Below are 26,964 nucleotides of genomic sequence, written 5' to 3' on the forward strand. Positions count from 1 at the left end.
ACGTAATCCGGTCATATCGCCTACTGCACGACCCAAATCGGACTAGGGTCGAGATCTATGGTGATAACCGCCCGTCGGGGAGGCGCCGTGCTCATCGCTGCGGTGCTCACTCTCGCGGGATGCGCGACCCCCACGGAAGACCCGGAAGTTGAAGCTGGCGAAGACCCAGAGGTTGTTGAGTCTCTGCGCGAACTTCCATCGGAGCCTGTTGATGTACCGGGCGAATGGTATCGCGGCGACGAGTACGCCGGGCTGGGGATGGATTTCTTACCGCCGGCCGAGGGTGTGCCCTTCGCGTTTGCACTGAATGTCGCAGCGCCACGAGAAGCGGCGCGGCCCCAGGTTTGGCTTTCCGACGACGGATTTGGCTGGTTCCGGGCCGACGTGGCAGGGGACTACAACGCGTCCTTCACTGGAGGGCTCGTCGGGAGCACCGACGTGAGCGGCTTGATCGGCGTTTCCTTCGAAGACGGCGCGCTCGTGTCGCGCGTATGGCGAGCGTTCGACCGTCGTGACTGGCACGAAGTGGAACTACCCGAGGACTTCGCCCGAACGTACCGTGTGGTGACGGGCGCGGCCGCAGAGTCACGACTGCTAGTGGCAGGCACCTCGGTCGAGAAAGAGCTGGGGGTGGCGATCCTCGACGGGGACCGCACTGAACATGTGCGACTGCCCGGCATCGCGGACAGAGAACAGCGAGTCATCGTCGATATGGCAGCGCATGAGGATTCTGCAGTGATCCTCGTCCAGCGCGGTGAGGAAGGGGCCGGGGGCACCTTCGAGACATACACCTCAGACGATGCGGGAGGGACGTGGAGCGGCCCTGCCGCAGTAGTGGACGACCCCGCTGCGTTCCTTTCAGGGATGGCGTGGACCGGCGATCGCTATGTGGTGACCGGCGGCAGCCGAGACCCCAGTACCGGTGGGCTCATTCCCGCTGCCTGGTCGTCAGACGACGGAGCCGGCTGGGACGCGGAAGTCGTCCCGCCGCCTCCCGAAGATTCGGTCTTCTACGTCGCAGAGGGCGTCGACACTGTGTTGGGACGGCCCGCGGTTCGCGACGGAATCGCCTTCGTTGTGGCTAGCAACGACGATTCGCTGCGAGCGGGCTTTTACAACCGCAACGCGGAAGGGGATTGGGCTTTCACCGGAACCTCAGATTTGATGGACTATCCCGGTGTCGGTGGCCTGACGTTGTCCGTCAATCCAGATGAGCAGATAGCAATTCTGAGCCCGTTCGGTACCGGTCAAGCAGTCGTCGGCGTGCATGGCCGTGAGAACGCATGGCGTGAACTTGAACGCGTGGGGTCAATCGAACAGGTTGCTCAGGTGGAATCCCTGGCCACCGTTGCGGGTGCAGCCGATGCGGAGCGCGCCTTCATCAAGACGTTGCGCGTGCGGTACGAGGTGGACGGCCCTAACTTCTCTGCAATTCCGGAGCGCGCCCTCTTCGAACTCACCCCGGAGCGGCAAGTCAACGAAATTCCCTTCGATCCACCCGAGGTGGCCGAACTTACTGACACCGTGGTGGGTACAAGTGACCCCAGCGACGCTGTGCTGCTGGGGTCCCGATTCAGTCCTTCGCGCCAGCGTGTCGAACCCCGCGGGTGGTTCCGTGGCGGACCTGACCAGCCGTGGGAACCGGCGGGCGGCTTCGGGGATGTCATCGATGTGAAGTTCAACGCGGTGCAGCGCGCCGCCGATGGGTGGGTTGCAGTCGGAGCTAGCAGGCAAGCGGCTACAGAAGACCCCGAGAACCCTGAGAACCCAGACGACACGGCCCGGCGTGCGTCACTGTGGCGCTCGGGTGACGGGCGGGGCTGGGAGGACGCCACTGCTCTTGACGAGGCGGAAGGCGAGGCCACTGGGGTGTGTACGCTTCCGGATGGTCTGCTGCTGGTAGTTGGGTACCTTCTTGACGGCGAGGTACGCGTACCTGCCGCGTGGCGCGACACAGAGGACGGCTGGGAACGAGCCACAGCCGAAATCCTCACATCTGGTACGGGAGAACTCACTGGGTGCGCGACCACGGGTGACGGAACCGTCATCGGTGCTAGCACCGGGGGCAGGAACATCGTCCTTCGCACCGAGGACGGTGTCCAGTTCGAAGGCGTATTCCGCACCGAGTACGGGTCGAGCATGTCGAAGCCAGTCTCCATAACGGGTGGATTCGCGGCGCCGGGCCGGTTCACGTCAGACAACGGCAGCGGCCCGGTCGTATGGCTCTCATCGAATGGAGTGCGGTGGACACCGTGGCGGATCCCCTCCCTGACGGACGGCATCACGCGCGATGTGGCAAATTTTGGTGACGGGATCATCGTCACCATGGACTCCGAACTCGGGGTTCCTGTGCACGTCGTTCCGCAGATCGATCCGGCCGCCGAGTAGTCTCCAGCCCTACAAGTAATGGAGCGAAACCCACCTCGGAGGTGGGTTTCGCTCCATTACTTGTGCGCCGTCGTTCGTGTTCCTCAGGTGGGCACGCCGCGTTCGCCGATCTCCACGGCGGACAGTGCATCACCCACAAGACCTGCAGCGAGGGTGTTGCCACTCGACGGATCAATCAGCAGGAAACTGCCGGTGTGCCGGTTGACGCGGTAGTTGTCCGCGACAATCGGCTCGGCTACCCGGATGTGGATGCGCCCGATCTCATTGAGCGACAGAGTGCCCGGATCAGGGTCTGCGGTCAGTTCCTGCTCATCGAAACGCTCGATGATGGAGCCAACGATCGCCTGTGTGGTTTTCGTGCCCTGTTTCAGCAGCAAACGTGCACCCGGACGCAGCGGCTTCTCCGCTAGGACACACACGGTCGCTTCGAAGTCGTCGATCGCGTCGGGTGCATCCGAAGGGGACGCGATCACGTCACCGCGAGAAATGTCGATGTCGTCTGCAAGGAGCAGAGTCACGCTCCGCCCAGCCTCAGCATGGTCGAGTTCACCATCAGCAGTGTCGATCTTCGTGACAGTGGAGCGGATACCAGCGGGAAGAACGACAATCTCGTCTCCGGTGCGCACTTCACCTGCAGCGACCTGTCCCGCATAGCCACGATAATCAGGATAGTCGGCGGTACGGGGACGAATGACGTACTGGACCGGGAATCGCAATCCCACGTTGTGCGGCTCCGCATCGACAGGCACCGCCTCGAGGTGCTCGATGAGAGACGGTCCCGTGTAGTAAGGCGTGCGCTCTGAACGGCTCGCGATGTTGTCACCGAACAGCGCGGACACCGGGATTTCCTGGACATCGTCGGGGCCCCAGCCGAGCGCAGCGGTGAGTGCGTTGAACTCGTCACAAATCTGGCCGAATACGGCGGCCGGATCTTCAACGAGATCAATCTTGTTCACTGCCAGGACCAGCTTCGGTACTCCCAGCAGCGCCATCACGGCGGCGTGACGCCGCGTCTGCTCGATGACGCCCTTGCGGGCGTCGACGAGGAGAATCACGAGCTGGGCTGTCGAGGCGCCCGAGACCGTGTTCCGCGTGTACTGCACATGCCCGGGGGTGTCTGCCAGCACGAACGAGCGCTGGGGCGTCGCGAAGTAGCGGTACGCCACGTCGATGGTGATGCCCTGCTCGCGTTCAGCGCGCAAGCCATCAACGAGCAGCGACAGGTCCGGTGTGGAGAGGCCGCGGTCCACTGACGCACGGGTGACCGCGTCAATCTGATCGGCGAGAACGGATTTCGTGTCGTAGAGCAAACGGCCAACAAGGGTGGATTTACCGTCATCCACGCTGCCTGCGGTAGCCAGGCGTAAAAGGTCGCTCATGCTCAGAAATATCCCTCTCGCTTGCGGTCCTCCATAGCGGCCTCCGAAACCCGGTCGTCGCCGCGGGTAGCTCCGCGTTCGGTCAAACGCGACGCCGCGACCTCGGCGAGGATTGCGAAGTTGTCGCTCGCGTCGGACAGCACCGCACCTGTTGTGGAACCGTCACCCACCGTGCGGTAACGCACCGAACGGCTCTCGAGCGTCTCGTTCGAACGCGGCCCACCCCAGGGGCCGGGCGCAAGCCACATGCCGTCACGCTGGTAAACCTCGCGGTCGTGTGCGTAATAGATCGGGCAGAGTTCGACGTTGTCGCGGGCGATGTAGCGCCAGATGTCCAGCTCAGTCCAGTTGCTGAGCGGGAACACGCGCACATGTTCACCCGGAGAGTGCCGTCCGTTGTACAGGTTCCACAGTTCGGGACGCTGCTTCTTCGGATCCCACTGACCAAAAGCGTTGCGGAGGCTGAAAATTCGTTCCTTCGCCCGCGAGCGTTCTTCGTCGCGACGGCCGCCACCGAACACCGCATCGAACCGGTGTTCACTGATCGCGTCGAGGAGTGGGACCGTCTGCAATGGGTTGCGGATACCGTCGGGGCGTTCTTCCAGACGGCCGTCGGCGATGTAGTCCTCAACACTCGCTACGTGCAGGCGCAGGCTGTACTTCTCGACCATGCGATCGCGGAAGTCGAGGACCTCCTGGAAGTTGTGCCCGGTGTCGACGTGCAGGACCGGGAACGGAAGGGGAGCGGGCCAGAAGGCCTTGACTGCGAGGTGCAGAAGCACGGTGGAGTCTTTGCCGCCCGAGAACAGAATGACCGGACGCTCGAACTCGCCTGCGACCTCACGGAAGATATGAATCGACTCGGCTTCGAGCGCGGTCAGCGTATCGAAGTTTGCCGCCATATCGACGCGAGCCTTTTCAGCAGGCTGGTGTGACACCTCATCAGGGGTCAGTGCCTCATCGGGAGGTGTGTGTGCGCCCACGGCAGGCATCACTCCGTTCTGATCTCGGCCGGTCATGCCCCATGGGGCGGTTTCGATTGTCATGTTGAGTGCAACCCACATTCAATCTTGTTTTTGCCCGCCCAGCGACCGCTGCGCGGATCTGAGCCGGGTGCTGGCTTCATGGTGCACGGCGCACACCCGATTGAGGGGTACCCCTCGTCGACAAGCGGATTAACCAGAATCGAGTGCTCGTCGATGTAATTCTGCATGTCGTCGTCGGACCACGCTGCGAGCGGGTTGATCTTCACCAAACCGAACGCCTCGTCATAGGAGATGAGCGGTGCGTTCGCTCGTGTGGGCGCCTCAACCCGGCGGATTCCGGTAACCCAGGCGTCGTAACCTGCGAGGGTTTTCTTCAGCGGCGCGACTTTGCGGAGCGCACAGCAGCGGTTCGGCTCGCGGGCGAAGAGGTCTTTGCCCTCCGAAGCGTCCTGCTCAGCCACCGTCTGCTCGGGCGTGACGTTGCGGATGTTCACGCCGTAGACAGCTTCGCTGGCATCACGCATACCGAGCGTTTCCGCGAAATGGTAGCCGGTGTCGAGAAACAAGATCTCCACCCCGGGCCGGACCTGCGCTGCGAGATGAACCAGCACCGCGTCCTGCATGTTCGATGCGACAATGTAGCGGCCGCCAAAGTTCTCTTCCGTCCAGCGGAGCAAGTCCTCGGCGGATGCACCGTCAAGGTCAGCGGCGCCGCGTTCGGCGATCCGCCGGAGATCTGTTTCCGTCGCGATACTCATCGTGAAACCTTTCGCTTTACCGCCGATGCGCCCAGGAACTTCAGCGCAAAAACACGCCTGCATCCGCCGCATCGCCATTGACCGTGCGGCAGGGGTGTGCCGTCGGCCAGATCAGGTCGCAAATCTTCATCCGCGCAATAGGGGCAATAGAAAGGAACAGCGCGGGACACCGGAGTGTTCCCTCCGGCACTATGATTTTCCGCGCTGTGTTCTGTCATCGCTGGTCCCTGCACCTCACCGAAGCAGTTCTTCGCCGGCTCGCACGGCCCAGTCGGCGAAGTGCTCGCCGTTCACGCGGCTGTCAGCGAAATTGCGTACGACACGCTCTACATAGTCACCGAGTTCTTCGGTGGTGACCTTATGGCCGCGGAGCTTGCGCCCGAAGGCTGGTTCGAGGCCGAGGTGACCACCAAGATGAACTTGGAAGCCCTCGACGTGATTGCCGTCCTCGTCCGGGACGAGTTGGCCCTTGAACCCAATGTCTGCCACCTGTGCACGGGCGCAGGAGTTGGGGCAGCCGTTGATGTTGATCGTCACCGCGGTGTCGAGTTTTTCGTTGAGATCTTTGAGGCGCCGCTCAAGCTCAGGAACAAGATCCTGCGAACGCTTCCGTGTCTCGACGAAGGACAGCTTGCAGAACTCGATGCCGGTGCAGGCCATGAGGTTCCGGCGCCAGAGTGACGGGCGGGCGGGGAGCCCGAGCCCGTCGAGCTCAGCGATCAACGGCTCGACCTTATCCTCGGGAACATCGACAATGATCAGCTTCTGGTACGGAGTGAGGCGGACTTTGTCCGTGCCAGCCCGCTCGGCTGCGTCGGCCACAGCGAGAAGTGTGGTTCCCGACACGCGACCGGCGATGGGCGCGACCCCGACGGCATAGTTGCCGTTCTTAAGTTTCTGTACGCCGACATGGTCACGCGGCTTTGTCAGTGGTTCAGGTGCCGGGCCGTCGATCAGCTTTCTGCCTAAGTACTCAGTTTCCAGGACTTCACGGAACTTTTCAGGTCCCCAGTCCTTCACCAGGAATTTGATGCGTGCCCGGGCCCGCAACCTGCGGTACCCGTAGTCGCGGAAGATCGATACGATGCCTTCCCACACATCGGGCGCTTCCTCCAGAGGCACCCAGACACCGAGGCGCTGCCCGATCATGGGGTTGGTCGAGAGCCCACCGCCGACCCACACGTCGAGTCCGGGCCCATGCTCTGGATGGTTCACACCAATGAAAGCGCAGTCGTTCACCTCGTGCGCGACGTCCTGAAGGCCCGACATCGCTGTCTTGAACTTGCGGGGCAGGTTCGAGTACCGCGGATCACCGACGTAGCGGCGAACGATCTCCTCGATGGCCGGTGTCGGGTCCAGGACCTCATCCTCAGCCAGGCCAGCTAGCGGTGAACCGAGAACGATGCGAGGTGTGTCGCCGCACGCTTCCGTGGTGGTGAGGCCGCACCCTTCGACGCGGCGCCAGATCTCCGGCACGTCCTCGACCCGGATCCAGTGGCACTGGACGTTCTGGCGGTCGGACAGGTCGGCCGTGTCGCGGCCGAACTCTTTCGAGATCTGGCCGATGGTCCGCAGCTGTTCAAGGTTCAGCTGCCCGCCGTCAACCCGGATGCGCAGCATGAAGTAGCTGTCTTCGATGATGTCGATGTTCTCATCGCCGGTCCAGCTGCCGTCATACCCCTGCTTGCGCTGGGTGTAGAGACCGTACCAGCGGAAACGCCCGCGAAGATCGGCTTTGTCGATGCTGTCGAAACCACGGATCGCGTAGATGTTCTCGATACGCTGGCGAACGTTGAGGGGATTGTCATCCTTCTTCGTCTGCTCATTCGGGTTCAGCGGTTCGCGATACCCGAGTTTCCACTGGCCCTCGGCTTTGCGACGCTTCGGCCGTGCGGCCCGGGCACGGCCCCCTGCTGCGGCGCCGTTCGCTCCACCAGCCTTCGTGGCGGTCCGTGCAGGCCGCTCACGGCGCACGGGAGCCGCGGTCGGCTCAGCTGGGGAGGCAGCGTCGTGGGCTGACGACATTAAATGCTCCTGAAACAAGATCTGACGTGGACTGTCCGGTTTGCGCGAGTTCAAGCTACCTGGACGTGTGAGGCTGGCGCTTTCAGCCAAGCGGACTTCCCCGTTGAACCGGGCATGCGCAGGCAGCTACGGGCGACAGCCGCAGCTATTGACACGCTTGAAATCAATATGGCGGCGCTGCACAAGCCGCGTGCCAGCCAGCCATACCCCTGGTCCACTCACCCGTCCATTGTGCCATGGATCGGGATGCGTCCCGAACGCGCAGGTAGACGCAGGGAAAGGCATGTTATCGATGCCCAGTATCAGGTATCAGCAACGTGTCTCATCCTGTTGGGTTTCGGGCCGGATGCGAGAAGCGGGCACACTGGAAGCACACGTCCAGCCCAGGAACGGAACAAATGTCACTCCCCGCCCACGAGTTAGTCCTCCCGGCGTCGGCCATGAGCACGGTGCCTGAAAGGCGCTTCGGCATCTACGTGCACGTCCCGTTCTGCGCGACGCGCTGCGGCTACTGCGATTTCAACACTTACACCGCCGGGGAACTCGGCAGTTCGGCATCGCCGGAATCCTGGCTCGAGGCGTTCAAGCGAGAGACGGAACTCGCGGCGAAAATGCTGAGTGCGGCAGGGGTACCGCAGGCTGACTCCGTCTTCGTGGGTGGCGGGACGCCGTCGCTACTGGGTGCCGCGGCTCTTGCTGACGTTATCGACACGATCTCGAACACGTTCGGCATACGGCCGAACGCTGAGGTCACCACGGAAGCGAACCCGGAGTCCACATCGCCACAGTTCTTTCAGACTATTCGCGAGGCAGGCTTTACCAGGGTCTCTCTGGGCATGCAGTCGGCTGCACAGCACGTGCTGGCAGCGCTTGACCGGACCCACACGCCGGGACGCGCCATTTCCGCGGCTCAAGAAGCACGCGAGGCGGGATTTAAACACGTGAATCTCGACCTCATCTACGGCACTCCTGGCGAACGTGACAGCGACCTCGACGCGTCGCTCGACGCGGTTCTCGCAGCTGGCGCTGACCATGTATCGGCCTACGCACTCATAGTCGAAGACGGTACGGCGCTGGCGCGCCGGATCAGGAAGGGCGAGATGCCCGCGCCCGATGATGACGTGCTTGCAGCGAGGTATGAGCTGATCGACTCGCGTCTCGCCGGAGCTGGGTTTCAGTGGTACGAAGTATCGAACTGGGCCGCGAATGAGGAGGCTATCTGCCGCCACAACGTCGGCTACTGGAACGAGTCGAACTGGTGGGGAATAGGGCCCGGAGCGCACAGTCATGTTGGGGGTGTGCGCTGGTGGAACGCCAAACATCCAGCTCGCTACGCGGATCAACTCGCTTCCGGTTTTTTGCCGGTAGGAGGCGTCGAGACACTGTCCGCGGAAGATCAGCACCTCGAGTACGTGATGCTCGCGGTGCGGATGCGGGCTGGCCTCGCGCTTCGCCGGTTGTCTTCCGCGGAGCGTGCTGCAGCAGAGAGATGCGCCGATGAGGGGCTTGCTGAGATCGCCGAGGGTAGGCTGCGGCTGACTGGCCGGGGACGTCTGCTTGCGGACGGTGTGGTGAGACAGATCGTGACCGCAGAATGAAGACGTGGCAATCTTCACTTCTCCTATGGCATAACTGCTGGTTATAGACCGGGCTAAAATGGGTCTTCGTTGCGGCATATCGATGTCGGAGAGGTGGTGAACGATGCCGAGCACAGATGACAGGCGTTTCGCGGTGTTGCAAGCCATCGTGTCGGACTACGTTTCGACGCATGAGCCGGTCGGATCCAAGGCTCTGGTTGATCGTCACGGGCTAGGAGTGTCGAGCGCCACGGTTCGTAACGACATGGCCGTCCTCGAAGCTGAGGGCTACATTCGGCAGCCACACACGTCGTCAGGGCGGGTGCCGACGGACAAGGGGTATCGGCAATTCGTTGACCGGATAGCCGAAGTCAAGCCACTCTCGCACGGCGAGCGGCGCGCGATCATGGAGTTTCTTGAGGGCGGTGTCGACCTCGATGACGTCTTGCGCCGCGCGGTACGTCTGCTCGCCCAACTCACCCGCCAGGTCGCCGTTCTGCAGTACCCGACTTTGACGTCCTCGAAAGTGCGGCATATCGAGGTCGTGCCGCTGAACCCAGCGCGCTTGCTGCTTGTGGTGATCATGGATACCGGACGGGTGGACCAGCGGCTGGTGGAACTTGGTGACGTCATCAGTGAAGAGCAAGTGAGCACCCTCCGTGTGTTGCTTGGCCAAGCGCTCGAAGGTAAACACCTTTCAGCAGCCTCGGTCGCCGTTGCTGAACTAGCGAATCAGGTCGAGCATGACATGCGCGACCCAGTGGTGCGGTCAGCGACAGTCCTCGTCGAGACGCTCGTTGAGCGCAGCGAGGACCGGCTGGTTCTCGGCGGGACCTCGAATCTGACAGCCAATGCTGCTGACTTTGGCGGCAGCCCGGGGGCGATGCTGCAGATTCTCGAGGCGCTCGAGGAGCAAGTTGTCGTCCTCAAACTTCTCGCTGCGGCTCAGCACCCGGGAATGGTGACGGTCCGGATCGGTGAGGAAATGGAAGACGAGCAGATCCGGGCGACATCTGTCATTTCGACAGGATACGGCGCCGCGGGTGCAACCTTCGGCGGCGTTGGTGTGCTCGGCCCGACGCGTATGGACTACCCGTGGGCAATCGCCGCTGTGTCAGCGGTCGCCCGTTACGTGGGGGAGGTCCTCTCCGCGAGATGAGACGAGGTGTGCGCACCGGCCCCGCAACCATGCAGTATGGTGCCGGGCGTCAAGGGGAGTACCGTCAGAAGGTGGTTATCCGCCGCGCCCATTAGTGACATTTCTGGGTGGCATTCTTCGGGTCAAGCTGAGATCCGCATGATGAGGAACAGGACAGAACACAAACGTGGCACGTGACTATTACGGGACGCTCGGCGTTTCCAAGACGGCGACTGATCAGGAGATCAAGCGCGCGTACCGGAAGCTCGCACGGGAATTTCACCCTGATGTGAATCCCGACCCGGCGGCCCAGGAACGGTTCAAAGACGCGACGACGGCGTATGAGATTCTGAGCGACCCGCAGAAGCGGAAGGTCGTCGACATGGGCGGTGACCCACTCGACGGTCCAGGCGGAGGCGCCGGAGCAGGTTTTGGGGCGCAGGGGTTCGGTGGCCTCGGTGACGTGTTCGAGGCGTTCTTCGGCGGTGCCGGGGGAATGGGGTCACGCGGCCCTCGCAGTCGTGTCCAGCCCGGCGCTGATGCCCTCCTGAAGGTTCGGCTCGACCTCGCTGAGTGTGCTCAGGGTGTCACCAAGGACGTCACCGTGGACACCGCGATCTTGTGCGATACGTGTCAGGGGTCCGGCGCGAATGGCAACTCGAAGCCAGTACAGTGCGAGACCTGCCGCGGGGCGGGCGAAATCCAGTCGGTTCAGCGCAGTTTCCTCGGACAGGTCATGACGACCAGGCAGTGCCCGACATGCAACGGTTTCGGTCAGATCATCCCTGACCCGTGCCGGAAGTGCGCTGGCGAAGGTCGCGTGCGTGCCCGCCGCGACATCGCTGTGCGCATACCGGCAGGTGTGGCAAACGGGATGCGTGTCCGGCTCGCAAGTCAAGGCGAAGTGGGTCCGGGCGGCGGTCCCGCTGGAGACCTCTACGTCGAGGTTGTCGAGCAGCCGCACGAGGTCTTCGTGCGTGACGGTGACTCTCTGCACTGCACAGTCAAAATTCCCATGGTTGATGCGGCGCTGGGCACCACTGTCACTGTCGAGAGCCTCATCGACGGCCCGATCGAGTTGTCGGTGGAGCCAGGCACTCAGCCGGGTGCAGTCGCCACGATTCCAGGCCAGGGCATGCCGCGGCTGCGGGCGGGTACACGCGGTGATTTGTATGCGCACCTCGAGGTAGTGATCCCGACGAAACTTGACGGCAAGCAGGCGGACCTTCTCGAGTCGTTCCGGAGTGCACGTGGACGCGACGCAGCCGAAGTGGTCACCAGCGCATCGCACCACGGCAGCAAAATTTTCTCTAAGCTCCGGGACTTCGTGAGCGGGCGCTGACGGTGGCGGCGACGGTCTTCTATCTCGACCCACTGCCGCCCAGTGCCGGGGACCTAGCCGTCCTCGACGGGCCAGAAGGCCGACATGCTGCGACGGTTCGGCGAATCAGAACTGGCGAGCAGGTGGTTTTGGCCGACGGGCAGGGAGGTGTTGCGTGGGGGACCGTGGTGACCGTCGGCAAAGACACCCTTGAGGTTCGAGTTGAGCGCCGGGAATCCATCGCTAAGCCTGTACCACGGGTTGTGGTGGTCCAGGCGCTTCCCAAGTCGGACCGGTCCGAGCTTGCAGTCGAGTTGATGACTGAGGCGGGTGCGGACGAGATTATCCCTTGGGAGGCAGCTCGGTGCGTCGCGCGCTGGCAGGGCCCGAAGGCCCACAAGAACGTTGAACGCTGGCAACGTGTGGCTGCCAGCGCGGCGAAGCAGTCGCGGCGCGCACATGTCCCGCTGGTTCATCCGCTTGCGGCCAGCCGCGAGGTCGCGTCTGCGATCGCTGCGACCGTTGCAGCGAGCGGAGCAGCGGTAGTCCTCCACGAAGACGCGACCGAGGCGCTTGCTCCTGTCGTGCACGCGGTCGGCGATGTTCGATCGATCCTCCTCATCGTGGGCCCCGAAGGCGGAGTGAGCCCCGACGAGGCGGAACAATTCACGCAAGCCGGTGCGCACCCTGTGCGTTTGGGCCCGACAATTCTGCGCACTTCCACTGCTGCCGCGGTGACACTCGGTGCACTGGGGGTGCTGACGGCGCGCTGGGACAACGCTCCGATGAGATATTGATCACCTTCTCCTCTGGACAACGGAATGGAACAGGACGAACCTGGACATACGGCGGAAGGAGAAGTGATGCAGGACAAGCACTGGTCGGTAGAGATCCTTATCGATGAGAGAAATGGGCAGACGCACGCTGAAGCCCGGCTTCATGCCGATGAAGGCTCGCGAAAGCTTGTCGGCACCGGAGTCGCCCGGAAGAACCCGGACGATCGGGACGTCCCTCTAATCGGTGACGAATTAGCCGCGGCGCGTGCGCTCGCTGATCTTTCACATCAGCTGATTGAGCAAACGGCTTCAGACATCGAGTCGAGCACACACGTGCCAGCGCACGTGACGACGTAGCGGCCGAAAAAGCTCGAAGTCCTTCTGGCTCCACCATGGGTTGACGGTTCCCGCGCGGGAACCGTCAACCCATTCCTGCTCAGTTGCCTTCCTGGCCTTCGCTGGAGTCCGGCGCCGCGGCTGGTTCGTGATCTTCGCCCCCGCCTAAATGCGCTGGGGCGACGAAACGCGGTGAGCGTCCTAGACTGAGACAAGAGACAATGTCAGCAGCCATGCGGTGCGCTGCCGGATTCAGAGGAAGCAGGTCTAACTCCACTCGTGACGCCTCAGGACAACATTGGCGGTGCTGGGCCCGACGGGCCCGCTGGTGAAGAACAGGTTCGCCCCGTAGAGCGGTCGGTTCGCTCGACTATGCAGTTGCCGCCGCAATCGGTGCTACCGCTGCTCGGGTCGGCGGATGAAAATCTGAGGTTGCTGGAGAATCTTCTCGACGCAGACATCCACGTTCGCGGTAACGAGGTTACGCTGTCTGGGCTGGCGTCAGATGTCGCGCTCGCAGAGCGTGTGATTGGCGAGCTCTTGACCATCGCGCGCCGTGATCAGCACCTCCCCACGGATGTCGTCGAAAGATCAGTGGCCATGCTCACGGACGGCACTGCCACGTCACCTGCTGAGGTACTGAGCCTCGACATTATCTCCCGGCGCGGCAAGACCATCCGCCCGAAGACTCTGAACCAGAAAACGTATGTCGACTCGATTGATGCGGCAACGATCGTTTTCGGTATCGGTCCTGCCGGTACAGGCAAGACCTACCTCGCGATGGCGAAGGCCGTTCAAGCACTGCAAGCCAAGCAGGTCAATCGCATCATCCTCACCCGGCCCGCAGTGGAAGCCGGGGAGCGCCTCGGCTTCCTCCCAGGCACCTTGAACGAGAAGATCGACCCGTATCTGCGTCCGCTGTACGACGCGCTGCACGACATGATTGACCCTGAGGCGATCCCCAAGCTCATGCAGGCGGGTGTCATCGAGGTGGCGCCACTGGCATACATGCGCGGCCGCACGCTTAACGATGCCTTCATCATTCTCGACGAGGCCCAAAACACGACACGCGAGCAGATGAAAATGTTCCTCACTCGCTTGGGGTTCGGGTCGAAGATCGTGGTGACCGGTGACGTGACACAGGTGGACCTCCCCACTGGAACGCGTTCAGGCCTGCACGTCGCGACAGAAATCCTCGCTGGCATCGAAGGAATTCACCTGATACGCCTCACGAGTGGGGACGTGGTGCGGCATAGGTTGGTGTCGGATATCGTCGACGCTTACGAACGGTTCGAGGAAGAGGACAACTCGGAAGACGCGCGGCGCTTCGCCAACAGGGCTCAGCGGCGTGCCGAGCATCGGTTTCCTCGCAGGTGATCGCTCGCGGACAACTGAGACGGGGAAAGGTGAGCTCTCGCAGTGAGCATTGAGGTGAACAACGAGAGTGGAGTCGCGGTTCCCGCGGAGGACCTCAGCGCTGTCGCACGCTACGTACTTGATCAGCTCGACGTGCATGCAGCGGCGGAACTCTCGATGGTCTTCGTCGACCTCGACGCGATGTCCGAGCTTCATCAACGGTGGATGGACCTGCCTGGTCCGACGGATGTGATGTCCTTCCCGATGGACGAGATGATCCCCGGGGCACGGCCCGACGCGTCCTCACCGGGGCCGGCGATGCTGGGCGACATCGTGATCTGCCCTCAGTTCGCGGCAAAGCAGGCTAAACAGGCCGGTCACTCCGTCGATCATGAACTGGCCTTGCTGACCATCCACGGCGTCCTGCACCTCCTCGGCTACGACCACGCTGAGCCCGATGAGGAGAAGGAGATGTTCGACCTGCAGAACTCGCTCCTCAGCGACTGGTTTGAGCTGCGCCAAGCGGAGGCACGCAAGGTTGCGCAAATCGAGCGTGACCGCAGGTTACTTGGCAAAGTCGGCCTGCTCAATGACCCCGACGAGCTCCGGTAGGCATCACAGGTGACTACTGATGTGATGCTGCTAGGCGGCGTTATCCTTCTTGTCCTTTTTGGTGGTCTTTTCGCGGCGACGGACGCCGCGCTCAACACCTTGTCGCTGGCACGCATCGAAGAGCTCGTGCAAACCCGGCAGGCTGGTGCGAGTGGGTTGACGCAGCTCGTGCGGAACCGGCCCCAGTACGTCAATCTGACGGTGCTGCTCCGGGTGGCATGTGAGATAGCGGCCACAGTTCTGCTTGCCGCGTTTCTGCTCAGCCAGTTCGAGACGCGGTGGGCACTGCTTCTGTGCGCGGCCATCATGGTTGTTGTCAGCTACGTGCTGATCGGGGTGGGGCCCAGGACGCTCGGGCGTCAGCACGCTTACTCGATCGCTATCGCGACTTCCTGGCCGCTGCGCCTGCTCGGCTCGCTGCTAGGCCCGCTGATGCGGGTGATGATCCTGCTCGGCAACGCGGTGACACCTGGTAAGGGCTTCCGGAACGGGCCGTTCGCGTCGGAGATCGAATTGCGCGAACTCGTCGATCTCGCGCAGGAACGCGGGGTGGTGGCAGCGGACGAGCACCGAATGATCCAGTCGGTGTTCGAACTTGGTGACACGATTGCTCGAGAAGTGATGGTTCCCCGAACTGAAATGGTATGGATCGAAGAGGATAAGAACGCCGGGCAGGCGACAACGCTCGCCGTGCGCAGTGGCCATTCGCGAATCCCCGTCATAGGCGAAAACATCGATGACATCCGCGGCGTCGTCTATCTGAAAGACCTCGTCCGGCAGACTTACACGGCGGTCGACGGGGGCCGGAGCGTGATCGTGCGCGACCTCATGCGTCCCGCCGTGTTCGTGCCGGACACCAAGCCGCTCGACAGTCTGCTGCGCGAGATGCAACGCGACCGAAACCACCTCGTTGTGCTTGTCGACGAATACGGCGGAATCGCGGGAATTGTCACGATCGAGGACATTCTGGAAGAAATCGTCGGTGAAATCGCTGATGAGTACGACACGAATGAGCAGGCACCGGTCGAGCCGCTCGGTGACGGTGTATACCGCGTCTCGGCGCGGCTGCCCATCGAAGATCTCGGGGAACTGTTCGGCACACGCGTCGAAGACGATGAGGTCGAGACTGTAGGTGGTCTGATTGCCCACATGCTAGGCCGCGTGCCACTGCCAGGTTCGACAGTGGACGTTCAAGGACTTCACCTCATCGCTGAAGGTGGAGAGGACGTTCGCGGGCGGGTGCGCGTTCACACCGTGATCGCCCGCGAATCAGACAGCGCCAACACCGAGCCTGAGGGCGAATCTCGGGCTGACTCAGCTCATGGAAGCAAGGGGACACGTGGTGAGTGATGTTTCGGGCGGTTCAGACGACTTCAGGTCGGGCTTTGTGTGCCTCGTCGGTCGTCCGAATACCGGGAAATCAACACTGACCAACGCGCTGGTGGGGGCGAAGGTCGCGATCACGTCCTCGCGACCGCAGACCACCCGCCACACCATTCGTGGGATCATCCACCGCGATGACGCACAGATCATCCTCGTTGACACACCAGGCCTGCACCGGCCGCGAACCTTGCTAGGGCAGCGGCTGAATGATCTGGTGCGAGATACGTACACCGAGGTGGATGCAGTAGGGATCTGCATCCCCGCAGATGAGAAGATCGGACCGGGCGACCGCTGGATTCACGAGCAAATCGGCGCTGTCGCGCCCAAAACCACGCTGTTCGGCATTGTCACAAAGATCGACAAGGTGTCGAAGAACGCCGTTGCCGAGCAACTGCTGGCAGTGTCGCAGCTATTGGGGCCGGAACGAGAGGTCATCCCGGTATCTGCAACATCAGGTGAAAACCTCGACCGTGTCGTCGCATTGCTGCGTTCGCTCATGCCCCCGGGACCGGCGTTCTATCCCGACGGGGAGCTGACCGATGAGCCAGAGAACGTTCTGATGGCCGAACTCATCCGGGAAGCTGCGCTCGAGGGGGTACGTGACGAACTCCCTCACTCGCTAGCGGTTGTCATTGAAGAGGTGAACGACAGCAAGACTCGTCGCGGTGAACCAGTTCTGACAATCTTCGCAAATCTCTATGTCGAGCGTTCATCTCAGAAGGCGATCATCATTGGAAAGGGCGGCGCGAGACTTCGCGAAGTGGGCATAAAGGCGCGCGCCCAACTGGAGCGAATCTTCGGAACCAAAGTGTTTCTCGACTTGCACGTGAAGATAGCCAAGGACTGGCAGCGCGACCCAAAACAGCTGGGCAAATTAGGTTTTTGAGTCGGTGGAACCAGTGGCGCGCGGGAGCTCCTGAGGTAGTTCGGTGTTGTTGAGAGCCTGTCGACTGTCGCGAAATTAAGGGTTCATACGTGTACGACACACATATTCATTCACGACACCCAGTCTGTTAACCTTCCGTTCGCCCAGTCGCACATTCTGTTCACCCTCCCCGGATACGTTTCGACTCGATTGGCAGACAGTGCCGCTCTGCCAGGTCGAACCTCCGAAGGAGATCACTATGCGTAATTGGCGTTCCCTGGTTGCCGTTGGCGCGACATTGCCTGTCGTCGCTTTCGCTGCCGCATGTGGTGGCGACAACGGCAATGGAGAGGGGGGAGCAACCGGTGGAAACGGTGGCTCACTCAGCGGGAACCTGACGGGTGCGGGCGCGACCTTCCCCAACCCCGTCTTCCAGGAATGGGCTGCAGATTTCGGCGCAGTGGAGCCCGGTGTCCGGATCAACTACCAGAGCATCGGTTCCGGTGGCGGCATCGAGCAGTTCATCCGTAGCACCGTCGACTTCGGCTCATCCGAGCGTTACCTGAGCGATGAGGACCTCGAAGAAGCAGCATCTGCCCGCGGCTGTGAAGGCGTCCAGTTCCCCGTCATCTTCGGCTCGGTGGTCATCGCTTTCAATGATCCCGAACTCGACGGCATGGTCCTGACGGCCGATACCATCGCGAAGATCTACGACCGCCAGATCACCAACTTCAACGATCCTGAACTGCAGGAACTCAACCCGGATATGGACCTGCCCGACCAGGACATCATCCCGGTACACCGGTCCGACGGCTCCGGCACCACCTACGTGTTCTCGCACTACCTGAGCACCGAGAACGACGAGTGGGCCGACAAGTACGGCGAAGGCACCGAGGTCCAGTGGGCTTCCGGCACCGTCGGAGGTCAGGGCAATGAGGGGGTATCCGCGCAGATCAACCAGAACCGTGGCGCACTGGGATACGTCAACCAGGCTTACGCCATCGAGACGGGAATGGCGCAGGCCAGCGTCGTGAACGCAGACGGTGAAGCGATCTACCCGACGCTCGAGGCAACGACCGAGGCATCTGAGCTCGCCGAAATCCCGGACAGCTTCCAGTTCGACATCGACAACATCGGTGGCGAGGGCTACCCGATCACGGGTACCAACTGGATCTTCGTCTACGAGTGCGGTTACGACGACAACACCGCTGAGATGCTGAAGGCCTACTGGAACTGGGTTCTTACCTCTGACGAGGCAGACGAGCTCGCGCTTGAACTGGGCTACGCGCCCATGGGAGCCGAGCTGAAGGAACGCGTTCAAGCTCAGGTCGAGCGCATCAACTCGCAGAACTGATTGACGTGACGAGCACGCGGAGTTAGCAACGGCGCGGCCGGGTTCCTATCCGGCCGCGCCAGACGCGCTCCAAAGCACTCCACAACCCGACATCAACTGGAGCAACATCACATGTCAGTTCTTTCACCACAAAGTGGTCCTGACCTGAAGAACCGGAGTTCGTCGCGTTTCGCTGACCCCATGTTCCGCTGGCTTGTCACGATCGCGGGAACGACCGTCCTCATCGTTCTTGCGCTCATGGTCGTGCGGACAGTGCAAGAGGCCTGGCCGATCCTGCAGCACGAGGGATTCTTCGGTTTCCTCTTTGGCACCGAGTGGCAAGCGGGCTACTCGCGCAACGAAATCACCGGCACGTACGGCGCTTGGCCGTTTATCTACGGCACGATCGTCACCGCAGTTGTCGGCATCATCATCGCGCTTCCGCTTGCCCTCGCAGTCGCCCTGTACTTGACGCAGCTTGCGCCATCCAGGCTGCGCAACCCGCTTTCCTACACCGTGGAAATGCTCGCAGCTGTGCCAAGCATCATCTTCGGCATGTGGGGGTTCTTCTGGCTGATGCCGAACGTTCTGCGGCCCTACGTACTTGAGCCCCTCGAACGTGCCTTCGGCTGGTTCTTCCTGTTTGAGGGACCCGTGTACGGGACCAGCTACCTCAGCGCCGGCATCATCCTGGCCATCATGATCCTGCCGATCATGACCGCGATTTTCCGCGAGGTTTTCGCGGTCAACTCGATCGACCAGCAGTACGCCGCGTACGGTCTCGGGGCTACGCGTTTCGAGGTGATGCGTAAAGTCATCCTGCCGTCGAGTTTCTCCGGCATCGTGGGTGGCACAATGCTGGGCCTTGGCCGCGCTCTCGGTGAAACCGTAGCTGTTCTTTTCCTGGTGGGCGGAGCACAGACGCTCAGTACCAGCCTTGCCCAGCCCGGTAACACCATGGCCGCCCACATCGCCAACACTTTCCAGGACGCATCGCCGGAAACAGTGAAGGGCCTGATGGCGATCGGCGTCGCGCTCTTCATCGTGACCATGACCATCAATGTTCTGGCGCGGCTGCTGGTGTGGCGCCTCGGCCGTATGACGGGAGATTCCGCAGTATGAGCACCCAGTTAGCTACTCGCTCCACGCCGACGGGGCACCGCAGTCTCCGCGACCGCCAAGGCAACGCCCCGCGCCGGACCCGCTTCAACACGTTCAGCACTGGGGTTCTTACTATCGCGATGGCGATCGCGATGGTGCCGCTCTTCCTGATCATCGGGTACGTCGCCTACCGCGGCTATGGTGTGATCGGGTGGGACTTCTTCACCCAGAACGAGCCCCCATATCGCCGCGAGGGCGGTGGCTACGCGGCCGGCTTCTTCGGCACCCTCTACATCATGCTGCTCTCCATCGCGATGGCCGTGCCGCTCGGCATTGCCACAGCAATCTATCTCGTGGAATACGGCACGGGACGTTTCGCGCTCGTCATTCGATTCTTCACAGATGTCATGACCGGCATCCCATCGATCTTTGTTGGTCTTTTCGTCTACGGTCTGCTGGTATCTGGCTGGGTGACCTGGGGCTTCGGAACATTCGTCGCTGCGGTTGCCATCGCGATCATCATGCTGCCGATCGTTACCCGAGCAGCCGAGGAGATGCTCAAGCTCGTCCCCGACGAGTGGCGAAACGCCAGTTTCGGCCTCGGCGCTGGCAAAGCTCAAACGATTCTGCGCACGGTGCTGCCGGCTGCCGCTCCAGGCATCACCACGGGAGTCATGCTCGCCATTGCACGCGGCATAGGTGAAACGGCCCCACTGATCCTGACGGCGCTCGGCGCCTCGTGGATTGTGACGTCGCTGCAGGGCGACCCTCAGGGCGCTGTGCCGCTGCAGATCTATGACGGCGCACGACAAGCATTCGAGGCGGGAATCGAGCGTGCATTCGGCGGTGCGCTGAGCCTCTTCGGCCTCGTCCTCATCATGGTCGTCGGCGCGCGCCTCATCGGTGCTCGAGCCAACAAGCGGAAGGGATGACGAAGTGACTGCACACCTCACTGAAACCACGGCAGACCGGAGCGCTGTTGACGATCCCGTGTTCGAGATTGCCGACGCCTCGGTGACATATGGGAGCTTCGTGGCGCTGCGGAACGTCAGCTTCGACATCCCGCGCAACCGGGTAACCGCCCTGATCGGTCCGTCGGGCTGCGGCAAGTCGACGCTGCTGCGCTGCCTGAACCGGATGAATGATCTGATCCCGGGCACGACGGTCGGCGGAACCATCAATTTCAACGGCGAGAACATGTACGACGACGATATCGATGCCGCCGAAGTGCGCCGCCGGATCGGCATGGTCTTCCAGCGTCCAAACCCGTTCCAGATGTCGATCTACGACAACGTTGCATTCGGCCCGCGGCTCAATGGTTACAAGGGCAACATGGACGATCTGGTCGAGCGGTCGCTGCAGCGAGCGGGACTGTGGGATGAGGTCTACAAGAAGCTGAAAGACAGCGGCACCGCGATCTCGGGCGGCCAGCAGCAACGCTTGTGCATCGCGCGCGCGATCGCGGTCGAGCCCGAGGTGCTGCTCATGGATGAGCCGTGCTCTGCACTCGACCCCATTGCGACGCTCAAGATCGAGGATCTCATCCGTGAGCTCGCTGGCACGCTGACGATCGTCATCGTCACCCACAACATGCAGCAAGCAGGGCGCGTGTCGGACAAGACCGCCTTCTTCAGTGTCGAAGACGGTGACGCAGACCGTCGCCCCGGTGAGCTCGTCGAATTCGCGGACACCGAATACATCTTCACGAAAACAACGAACAAGCGGACCGAGGACTACATCAGTGGTCGATTCGGCTGACCGTAGGCCACCGGGCGCGACGGGGTCCCCGTCGCGCTCCGGCGAGTTGCCTACCGACACTCAAGGAGGAACGCCAATGGCACACACGGTCCCGACAGGCAGCATGACCAACGCCGGTGCTGTATCCCAGGCGCGGACACCTGGCGTGCAGATCGACTTGCAGCACGCGAAGGCAGCGCGATCCGTTAGTCGCAGCGGACCCGCAATCACCTGCGATGACGTCAAGGTGTTCTACAAGAAGTTCCTCGCTGTCCGGGACGTCAACATGACGTTCAACCGGAATGAGGTGTCCGCTCTGATCGGACCGTCGGGCTGCGGTAAGTCGACCGTCCTGCGTTGCCTTAACCGGATGAACGATCTCGTTCCCGGTGCGCGGGTCGAAGGCATGATTCGTTTCGAAGGCACAGACATCTACGGCGCCGGAGTGGACGTCAACGAAGTGCGTCGCCGGATCGGCATGGTCTTCCAGAAGCCGAATCCGTTCCCGAAGTCGATCTACGACAACGTCGCATACGGCCCGCGCGTCACCAAGATGCAGGTCGACAGCATGGATGACCTCGTCGAAGAGGCGCTGCGCAAAGCCGCAATCTGGGATGAGGTGAAAAGCAACCTGAAGGGCAGTGCTCTCGCCCTTTCGGGCGGTCAGCAGCAGCGGCTCTGCATCGCGCGCGCGATTGCGACCAAGCCTGAAGTGATTCTGATGGATGAGCCGTGTTCCGCGCTCGACCCGATCGCGACGCTCAAGATCGAAGATCTGATGGATTCCCTTGCGCAGGAATTCACGATCATCATCGTCACACACAACATGCAGCAAGCTGCGCGTGTTTCGCAGCGCACCGCGTTCTTCACCGCGGAGGCCGACGAGCACGGCGATCGCACCGGGAGACTTGTCGAGTTCGACGATACCGCCAAGATGTTCAGCAACCCGGGCGACGAGCGTACTGAAGCGTACATCTCCGGCCGCTTCGGCTGAGCAGACAGTTCCGTGCAGAGTCAGGAAATCGGGGTATCGGCGGTGGGCAGGCAGTGGTAGCGAACATGGACATGCACGTGGCGAACGCGGGATCAGCGGACAGCCGCGGGGCGGCCCGTGCGCGCCCCTTCATCCTTGTCGTGGATGATGACCGGCAACTCGTCGACGAACTCGTCGTTGGGCTCAGCAGTTACGGGTTTGATGTTCACGTCTGCCCTGACCCTGCTGAGGCGCTCTTACTGGTCGGGCGCCTCCAGCCGGATGTAGTGATCGCCGCGAACGTGGGCGGACGGATCGGCACGATCGAGTTTCTGTCGATCGTCCGCGCCTCTGAACCTGAGCTGCCACTGTTCGCGGGAGCGGATGCGGACTCGGGCGCTTTCGCGGCGCGTGCGGCCGCGAAGGCAAACATCGTCATTCCGCGGCCGTACCGGCTGCGCGAGCTGCCTGCGCTGTTGCAGTCTTACGTCCGGGCGGGGAGTCCATGGCAGTCACGGCCGCAAGCCCTGAGCCTCGGCCGGCTGCGGGTCGATGCGGTCACCCCGCAGATGTGGCTAGATGGTGAATGCACGCGCCTGCCACCGCGGGAGTTCGCACTGCTCCGATATTTCGCCGAGCATGAAGGCGCGGTTGTCAGCAGGCAGGAGCTGATCGACGCGGCCTGGCATGGCTCAGCCACACACAGCAATACCCTGACGGTTCATATCGCAAGGTTGCGGCGTCGGCTCGGGGACGACGAGGCCAACCCTCAGTGGATACGAGCGATACGCGGGTTCGGGTACCAGTTCCGCGCGCCCAGCGCGTGACGGAACACCCGCGCGGAGTCCGCAAACTGTCAGAGTTCAGTGAGAGACTGTACGGGTGAGGTTGTACCGGGATTGCGCGGTGGTGCTGCGCCAGCACAAGCTGGGCGAGGCTGACCGTATCCTTACGCTCTTGACCCGAGAGCATGGCATCGTCCGTGCTGTCGCGAAGGGAATCAGGCGCACCAGGTCGAAGTTTGGTGCGCGACTCGAGCCTTTCAATCATGTTGACGTGCTGCTTCATCCTGGCCGTAACCTCGACATTGTCACTCAGGTCCATGCAGTGAATACGTTCGCGTCCGATATCGCCTGCGACTATGGGCGCTATACCACGGGCTGCGCGATTCTCGAGACCGCAGAACGTCTCGCGGGGGAGGAACACGCACCGGTTCCGCGTTTGTACCAGCTGACGGTCGGTGCGCTGCGCGCCGTAGGGCAGGGGCAGCGGGAGACGGGCTTGGTGCTGGATGCGTTTCTGCTGCGTGCGATGGGGCTTGCTGGCTGGGCTCCCGCGCTGCGGGACTGTGCACGATGTGGCGTACACGGGCCGCACCGTGCTTTTCACGTGGCAGCGGGCGGGTCCGTGTGTGTTCATTGTCGTCCGCCGGGTGCGGCGACACCCTCAGCTGGGGTTCTCGACCTCATGGATGCCTTGGTGACAGGGGAGTGGGGTTACGCCGAGCAGACAGCCACGCAGGTTCGTAGCCAGGCAAGTGGTCTCACTGCTGCACACCTTCAATGGCACCTGGAACGGCAACTTCGCACACTCCCGCTGATTGAGCGATCCCGCCCTCATGCCCAGGCCGGGGTCGTGCAAGATGAAGGGTGTGACACAGCGACATTACCGACGGGGCCCCTGGCGAGCGGGATCTAGCAGCGCAGATGCAGCGGCGCATTCGGTGCGTCCGCCTGACCCGCACCCGTCCGGCGCCAAGCCGCCCTCTCTGCCGCGAGAATTCGTGCCGAAGCATGTCGCCCTTGTCATGGACGGCAACGGCCGCTGGGCCGAGGAGCGGGGCTTGCCGCGCACCGAGGGCCATAAGCGAGGTGAAGCAGTCCTCATGGACGCTGTGTGCGGGTGCATCGAAATGGGGGTTTCCTGGCTGTCTGCCTACGCCTTCTCCACAGAGAACTGGCGCCGCAGCCCAGAGGAAGTCCGCTTCCTCATGGGATTCAACCGCGATGTGATCCGTCGGCGCCGCGACGAAATGAACGAGATGGGCGTACGCGTCCGCTGGGCAGGCCGGCGTCCGAGGCTGTGGCGCAGCGTCATACGCGAACTCGAGGTTGCCGAGGAATTGACAAAACACAACACGGTCATGACCCTCACGATGTGCGTGAATTACGGGGGGCGCGCTGAGATCGTCGACGCCACGCGGGAGATCGCACGCAAGGCAGCGGCAGGGGAGATCAACCCCGAGCGAATTACCGAAGCGACGTTCGCGCGGCATCTCGACGAGCCGGATATGCCTGATGTCGATCTGTTCCTCCGGCCCTCAGGCGAACTGCGCACGTCGAACTTCCTGCTATGGCAATCGGCCTACGCGGAGTTCGTCTTTCAGGAGAAACTTTTCCCTGACTTCGACCGGCGCGATCTGTGGAACGCGTGTGTGGAGTACGCGAAGCGGGACCGCCGGTACGGAGGTGTGCGGCCTCTAGACGCTCCCTGAGTGCTGACACTCCCGGCAGATGCCGAAGACTTCGACGATATGACTGATGTCAGTGAAACCGTTCTCCGAAGCGATCGAATGCGACCAGCGCTCAACCTCGTCGCCCTTGATCTCGACGGTGAATCCGCAGTCCCGGCACACCAAGTGGTGGTGGTGGCCCGACGAGCATCTGCGGTATACGGCTTCGCCGTTATCAGTGCGAAGCACATCGACAGCGCCGGTCTCTGCCAGCGACTGCAGCGTGCGATACACCGTTGTCAGCCCGATGCCTTCGCCGCGGCGGCGCAGCTCATCGTGAATATCTTGAGCGGAACGGAACTCCTCGACATCGTTGAGCAGCGCTGTCACGGCAGCGCGCTGGCGGGTTGAGCGGACTCCGATCGCTGGTGAGGGGCGCTTGCGTTGGGATCCTGCGGGCGCGGACATACCTATTCCTCCTCGGCGTGTGCGACAGCGTCGGCAACGATGTGGGCAAGATGATCGTCCACGAGGCTATAGAGCACCTCGCGCCCCGACCTTTCCCCGTGGACGACACCAGCGGACTTCAGCACGCGAAGGTGCTGGCTAATCAGCGGCTGCGTGACCCCCAGGGCATCGACGAGCTCATGTACGCAACGCTCGGACTCACGCAGTTGCAGCACGATCGCGATCCGGACTGGTGCGGCGAGGGCGCGCAGCAACTCGCCCGCCGCGATCAGGGACCGCTGCGGTGGCATCGGTGCGGGCGGAATTGCCCGGTCTCTGTGGTCGGGGCGTGCTGACTGCACATGCAGCGGCTCAGCGGTGGGGTCACCGGATGTTACGCCAGGGGTGTTCAGAACGGCGCTCTCCTTGTCGGACCTTGTCGAAAATGGAAACAACATCCATTGTTGTATGCATTGATGCGCATGTCAACGACGAGGATGGCGTGTTGCTCAGCCGGGGTGGCCGGGCGCCGGTTTACCGTACGCGCGATAGTCCGCCTACACTGACTTCGGCTGGGAACCCAGAATTACCTAATCGACGAGATGGAGTGCTCCTTCAGTGGCAGGCAAGTCCAACCGCATCGACACGGTCGTCAACCTCTGCAAGCGCCGCGGGCTAGTTTTCCCGTGCGGTGAAATCTACGGTGGCACGCGCTCCGCCTGGGACTATGGTCCGCTGGGTGTCGAGCTGAAAGACAACATCAAGAAGCAGTGGTGGCGCAACATGGTCACCAGCCGCGACGACGTCGTAGGACTGGACTCGTCAGTCATCCTCCCACGTCAGGTCTGGGAAGCCTCCGGCCACGTCGAAGTGTTCACAGACCCTCTCGTTGAGTCCCTCTACACCCACAAGCGGTATCGCGCCGACCACCTTCTCGAAGCGTACGAGGCGAAACACGGCAAGCCGCCCGCCAATGGTCTCGCGGACATCTCCGATCCCGACACCGGGCAGCCGGGCAACTGGACGGAACCGCGCGCGTTCTCCGGACTGATGAAGACCTTCCTTGGGCCGGTCGACGACGAAGAGGGTCTGCACTACCTGCGGCCTGAGACGGCCCAGGGCATCTTCGTGAACTTCGCGAACGTCATGACCACCGCGCGCAAGAAGCCACCCTTCGGCATCGGCCAGATCGGCAAGAGCTTCCGCAACGAGATCACTCCCGGCAACTTCATCTTCCGGACTCGCGAGTTCGAGCAGATGGAAATGGAGTTCTTCGTCGAGCCGGGCACCGACGAAGATTGGCACCAGTACTGGATTGACTACCGCTTCTCCTGGTACACCGAACTCGGTATTAACCCCGATAACCTGCGGTTGTTCGAGCACCCGAAGGACAAGCTGTCGCACTACTCGAAGCGCACCGTCGACATCGAGTACATGTTCGGCTTCCACGGCAGCGGCTGGGGTGAACTCGAGGGTGTTGCGAACCGGACCGACTTTGACCTCTCTACGCATGCCAAGCACTCCGGTGTCGAGCTGTCCTACTACGACCAGACGACCGGCAGCCGCTATACGCCGTACGTTATTGAGCCCGCAGCTGGCCTCACGAGATCACTGATGGCGTTCCTTGTGGACGCGTACTCAGAGGATGAGGCGCCGAACGCGAAGGGCGGTGTCGACACGCGCGTCGTCCTGCGCCTCGACCGGCGGCTCGCACCCGTCAAGGCGGCGGTACTGCCACTGAGCCGGAATGCCGACCTCACACCGAAGGCGAAAGACCTCGCGGCGCGTCTGCGGCAGCATTGGAACGTCGAGTTCGACGACGCAGGCGCTATCGGCCGCCGCTATCGGCGCCAGGACGAAATTGGTACCCCGTTCTGCATTACCGTCGACTTCGACACTCTCGATGACCACGCCGTGACGGTCCGCGAACGTGATTCGATGAGCCAGGAACGCATCGCCATCGACCAGGTCGAGGGATACCTCGCAAAGCACCTGATCGGCGTTTAGCGGGAGCGCTGGCG

Annotated in this window: 25 protein-coding genes; 19 read left to right on the top strand and 6 right to left on the bottom strand. The window is 62.3% G+C overall.

What is annotated here, in order from left to right; genetic code table 11:
• Window positions 1-57: 57 nt before the first annotated feature.
• On the top strand, window positions 58-2,388 hold the full coding sequence (locus AS9A_RS05750; RefSeq protein WP_158307347.1) for a hypothetical protein: 2,331 nt from the start codon (window positions 58-60) through the stop codon (window positions 2,386-2,388).
• 83 nt (window positions 2,389-2,471) lie between these two features.
• On the opposite strand, the gene AS9A_RS05755 is transcribed toward AS9A_RS05750, so the two are convergent.
• From AS9A_RS05755 to AS9A_RS05770, 4 genes are all read right to left on the bottom strand, one after another.
• Window positions 2,472-3,767 carry a sulfate adenylyltransferase subunit 1 gene (locus AS9A_RS05755; protein WP_013805988.1) on the bottom strand — a complete coding sequence of 432 codons (1,296 nt, stop codon included), beginning with the start codon at window positions 3,765-3,767 and terminating at the stop codon, window positions 2,472-2,474.
• Window positions 3,768-3,769: 2 nt separating this feature from the next.
• Window positions 3,770-4,669 carry a sulfate adenylyltransferase subunit CysD gene (cysD, locus tag AS9A_RS05760; protein WP_049793848.1) on the bottom strand — a complete coding sequence of 300 codons (900 nt, stop codon included), beginning with the start codon at window positions 4,667-4,669 and terminating at the stop codon, window positions 3,770-3,772.
• A gap of 140 nt (window positions 4,670-4,809) precedes the next feature.
• A complete protein-coding gene (locus tag AS9A_RS05765; RefSeq protein ID WP_041451575.1) occupies window positions 4,810-5,511 on the bottom strand; it encodes a phosphoadenylyl-sulfate reductase in 702 nt (233 codons plus the stop codon).
• Window positions 5,512-5,745: 234 nt separating this feature from the next.
• Window positions 5,746-7,536: a nitrite/sulfite reductase gene (locus tag AS9A_RS05770; protein WP_013805992.1), complete on the bottom strand. Its 1,791-nt coding sequence runs from the start codon at window positions 7,534-7,536 to the stop codon at window positions 5,746-5,748.
• Window positions 7,537-7,934: 398 nt separating this feature from the next.
• Here AS9A_RS05770 and hemW point away from each other — a divergent pair, with 398 nt between their 5' ends.
• The 17 genes from hemW to AS9A_RS05855 all read left to right on the top strand — a co-directional run bounded on the left by hemW (window position 7,935) and on the right by AS9A_RS05855 (window position 24,538).
• Window positions 7,935-9,134 (top strand): radical SAM family heme chaperone HemW, encoded by a 1,200-nt coding sequence (gene hemW / locus AS9A_RS05775; RefSeq protein ID WP_013805993.1) that lies wholly within the window; start codon window positions 7,935-7,937, stop codon window positions 9,132-9,134.
• A 103-nt stretch (window positions 9,135-9,237) separates the two neighbouring features.
• Entirely contained in the window at window positions 9,238-10,272 is a 1,035-nt protein-coding gene (gene hrcA / locus AS9A_RS05780) for a heat-inducible transcriptional repressor HrcA (protein WP_013805994.1), read from the top strand.
• Between the two features lie 166 nt (window positions 10,273-10,438).
• Window positions 10,439-11,593 carry a molecular chaperone DnaJ gene (gene dnaJ / locus AS9A_RS05785; RefSeq protein ID WP_013805995.1) on the top strand — a complete coding sequence of 385 codons (1,155 nt, stop codon included), beginning with the start codon at window positions 10,439-10,441 and terminating at the stop codon, window positions 11,591-11,593.
• Window positions 11,594-11,595: 2 nt separating this feature from the next.
• Entirely contained in the window at window positions 11,596-12,369 is a 774-nt protein-coding gene (locus AS9A_RS05790; RefSeq protein WP_013805996.1) for a 16S rRNA (uracil(1498)-N(3))-methyltransferase, read from the top strand.
• A 66-nt stretch (window positions 12,370-12,435) separates the two neighbouring features.
• Window positions 12,436-12,705, top strand: coding sequence for a DUF1876 domain-containing protein (locus AS9A_RS05795; protein ID WP_013805997.1), 270 nt, complete (start codon window positions 12,436-12,438; stop codon window positions 12,703-12,705).
• Window positions 12,706-13,056: 351 nt separating this feature from the next.
• On the top strand, window positions 13,057-14,061 hold the full coding sequence (locus AS9A_RS05800; protein WP_083826654.1) for a PhoH family protein: 1,005 nt from the start codon (window positions 13,057-13,059) through the stop codon (window positions 14,059-14,061).
• Window positions 14,062-14,103: 42 nt separating this feature from the next.
• Window positions 14,104-14,652 (top strand): rRNA maturation RNase YbeY, encoded by a 549-nt coding sequence (gene ybeY / locus AS9A_RS05805; protein WP_013806000.1) that lies wholly within the window; start codon window positions 14,104-14,106, stop codon window positions 14,650-14,652.
• Between the two features lie 24 nt (window positions 14,653-14,676).
• Entirely contained in the window at window positions 14,677-16,002 is a 1,326-nt protein-coding gene (locus AS9A_RS05810; protein WP_407636568.1) for a hemolysin family protein, read from the top strand.
• Window positions 15,974-16,921, top strand: a complete 948-nt coding sequence (gene era, locus AS9A_RS05815; protein ID WP_049793666.1) for a GTPase Era — start codon at window positions 15,974-15,976, stop codon at window positions 16,919-16,921. The genes AS9A_RS05810 and era overlap by 29 nt, the downstream gene beginning before the upstream one ends.
• 238 nt (window positions 16,922-17,159) lie before the next feature.
• Window positions 17,160-18,254: a phosphate ABC transporter substrate-binding protein PstS gene (gene pstS / locus AS9A_RS05820; protein ID WP_013806003.1), complete on the top strand. Its 1,095-nt coding sequence runs from the start codon at window positions 17,160-17,162 to the stop codon at window positions 18,252-18,254.
• Between the two features lie 111 nt (window positions 18,255-18,365).
• Window positions 18,366-19,355 carry a phosphate ABC transporter permease subunit PstC gene (pstC, locus tag AS9A_RS05825; protein ID WP_013806004.1) on the top strand — a complete coding sequence of 330 codons (990 nt, stop codon included), beginning with the start codon at window positions 18,366-18,368 and terminating at the stop codon, window positions 19,353-19,355.
• Entirely contained in the window at window positions 19,352-20,266 is a 915-nt protein-coding gene (gene pstA / locus AS9A_RS05830; protein WP_041450896.1) for a phosphate ABC transporter permease PstA, read from the top strand. Before pstC ends, pstA begins: the two co-directional genes overlap by 4 nt.
• 58 nt (window positions 20,267-20,324) lie before the next feature.
• Window positions 20,325-21,092, top strand: a complete 768-nt coding sequence (gene pstB, locus AS9A_RS05835; RefSeq protein ID WP_198156515.1) for a phosphate ABC transporter ATP-binding protein PstB — start codon at window positions 20,325-20,327, stop codon at window positions 21,090-21,092.
• A gap of 76 nt (window positions 21,093-21,168) precedes the next feature.
• On the top strand, window positions 21,169-22,065 hold the full coding sequence (pstB, locus tag AS9A_RS05840) for a phosphate ABC transporter ATP-binding protein PstB (protein ID WP_013806007.1): 897 nt from the start codon (window positions 21,169-21,171) through the stop codon (window positions 22,063-22,065).
• A 65-nt stretch (window positions 22,066-22,130) separates the two neighbouring features.
• Window positions 22,131-22,871 carry a response regulator transcription factor gene (locus tag AS9A_RS05845; RefSeq protein ID WP_148262407.1) on the top strand — a complete coding sequence of 247 codons (741 nt, stop codon included), beginning with the start codon at window positions 22,131-22,133 and terminating at the stop codon, window positions 22,869-22,871.
• Between the two features lie 55 nt (window positions 22,872-22,926).
• Window positions 22,927-23,742 (top strand): DNA repair protein RecO, encoded by an 816-nt coding sequence (recO, locus tag AS9A_RS05850; RefSeq protein ID WP_083826466.1) that lies wholly within the window; start codon window positions 22,927-22,929, stop codon window positions 23,740-23,742.
• A complete protein-coding gene (locus AS9A_RS05855) occupies window positions 23,687-24,538 on the top strand; it encodes an isoprenyl transferase (RefSeq protein WP_049793668.1) in 852 nt (283 codons plus the stop codon). Before recO ends, AS9A_RS05855 begins: the two co-directional genes overlap by 56 nt.
• On the opposite strand, the gene AS9A_RS05860 is transcribed toward AS9A_RS05855, so the two are convergent.
• The gene (locus tag AS9A_RS05860; RefSeq protein WP_013806011.1) at window positions 24,524-24,964 is read right to left on the bottom strand and encodes a Fur family transcriptional regulator; all 441 of its coding nucleotides are present in this window, start codon (window positions 24,962-24,964) and stop codon (window positions 24,524-24,526) included. The two genes, AS9A_RS05855 and AS9A_RS05860, sit on opposite strands and share 15 nt — an antisense overlap.
• A gap of 2 nt (window positions 24,965-24,966) precedes the next feature.
• Window positions 24,967-25,401 carry an ArsR/SmtB family transcription factor gene (locus AS9A_RS05865; RefSeq protein ID WP_013806012.1) on the bottom strand — a complete coding sequence of 145 codons (435 nt, stop codon included), beginning with the start codon at window positions 25,399-25,401 and terminating at the stop codon, window positions 24,967-24,969.
• Between the two features lie 160 nt (window positions 25,402-25,561).
• Between AS9A_RS05865 and AS9A_RS05870 the strand changes: the two genes are divergently transcribed.
• Complete coding sequence (locus AS9A_RS05870; protein ID WP_013806013.1) at window positions 25,562-26,950, top strand: glycine--tRNA ligase; 1,389 nt, start codon at window positions 25,562-25,564, stop codon at window positions 26,948-26,950.
• Window positions 26,951-26,964: the final 14 nt, after the last annotated feature.

This window comes from Hoyosella subflava DQS3-9A1, from assembly GCF_000214175.1.
Taxonomy (GTDB): domain Bacteria; phylum Actinomycetota; class Actinomycetes; order Mycobacteriales; family Mycobacteriaceae; genus Hoyosella; species Hoyosella subflava.

Excerpts from the sequence above, each read along its gene's own strand:
- AS9A_RS05750 (WP_158307347.1), top strand. The coding sequence starts at position 58 with ATGGTGATAACCGCCCGTCGGGGAGGCGCCGTGCTCATCGCTGCGGTG.
- AS9A_RS05755 (WP_013805988.1), bottom strand. The coding sequence starts at position 3,767 with ATGAGCGACCTTTTACGCCTGGCTACCGCAGGCAGCGTGGATGACGGT.
- cysD (WP_049793848.1), bottom strand. The coding sequence starts at position 4,669 with ATGGCGGCAAACTTCGATACGCTGACCGCGCTCGAAGCCGAGTCGATT.
- AS9A_RS05765 (WP_041451575.1), bottom strand. The coding sequence starts at position 5,511 with ATGAGTATCGCGACGGAAACAGATCTCCGGCGGATCGCCGAACGCGGC.
- AS9A_RS05770 (WP_013805992.1), bottom strand. The coding sequence starts at position 7,536 with ATGTCGTCAGCCCACGACGCTGCCTCCCCAGCTGAGCCGACCGCGGCT.
- hemW (WP_013805993.1), top strand. The coding sequence starts at position 7,935 with ATGTCACTCCCCGCCCACGAGTTAGTCCTCCCGGCGTCGGCCATGAGC.
- hrcA (WP_013805994.1), top strand. The coding sequence starts at position 9,238 with ATGCCGAGCACAGATGACAGGCGTTTCGCGGTGTTGCAAGCCATCGTG.
- AS9A_RS05795 (WP_013805997.1), top strand. The coding sequence starts at position 12,436 with ATGCAGGACAAGCACTGGTCGGTAGAGATCCTTATCGATGAGAGAAAT.
- AS9A_RS05800 (WP_083826654.1), top strand. The coding sequence starts at position 13,057 with ATGCAGTTGCCGCCGCAATCGGTGCTACCGCTGCTCGGGTCGGCGGAT.
- AS9A_RS05810 (WP_407636568.1), top strand. The coding sequence starts at position 14,677 with ATGCTGCTAGGCGGCGTTATCCTTCTTGTCCTTTTTGGTGGTCTTTTC.
- era (WP_049793666.1), top strand. The coding sequence starts at position 15,974 with ATGGAAGCAAGGGGACACGTGGTGAGTGATGTTTCGGGCGGTTCAGAC.
- pstS (WP_013806003.1), top strand. The coding sequence starts at position 17,160 with ATGCGTAATTGGCGTTCCCTGGTTGCCGTTGGCGCGACATTGCCTGTC.
- pstC (WP_013806004.1), top strand. The coding sequence starts at position 18,366 with ATGTCAGTTCTTTCACCACAAAGTGGTCCTGACCTGAAGAACCGGAGT.
- pstA (WP_041450896.1), top strand. The coding sequence starts at position 19,352 with ATGAGCACCCAGTTAGCTACTCGCTCCACGCCGACGGGGCACCGCAGT.
- pstB (WP_013806007.1), top strand. The coding sequence starts at position 21,169 with ATGGCACACACGGTCCCGACAGGCAGCATGACCAACGCCGGTGCTGTA.
- AS9A_RS05845 (WP_148262407.1), top strand. The coding sequence starts at position 22,131 with ATGGACATGCACGTGGCGAACGCGGGATCAGCGGACAGCCGCGGGGCG.
- AS9A_RS05855 (WP_049793668.1), top strand. The coding sequence starts at position 23,687 with ATGAAGGGTGTGACACAGCGACATTACCGACGGGGCCCCTGGCGAGCG.
- AS9A_RS05860 (WP_013806011.1), bottom strand. The coding sequence starts at position 24,964 with ATGTCCGCGCCCGCAGGATCCCAACGCAAGCGCCCCTCACCAGCGATC.
- AS9A_RS05865 (WP_013806012.1), bottom strand. The coding sequence starts at position 25,401 with ATGTTGTTTCCATTTTCGACAAGGTCCGACAAGGAGAGCGCCGTTCTG.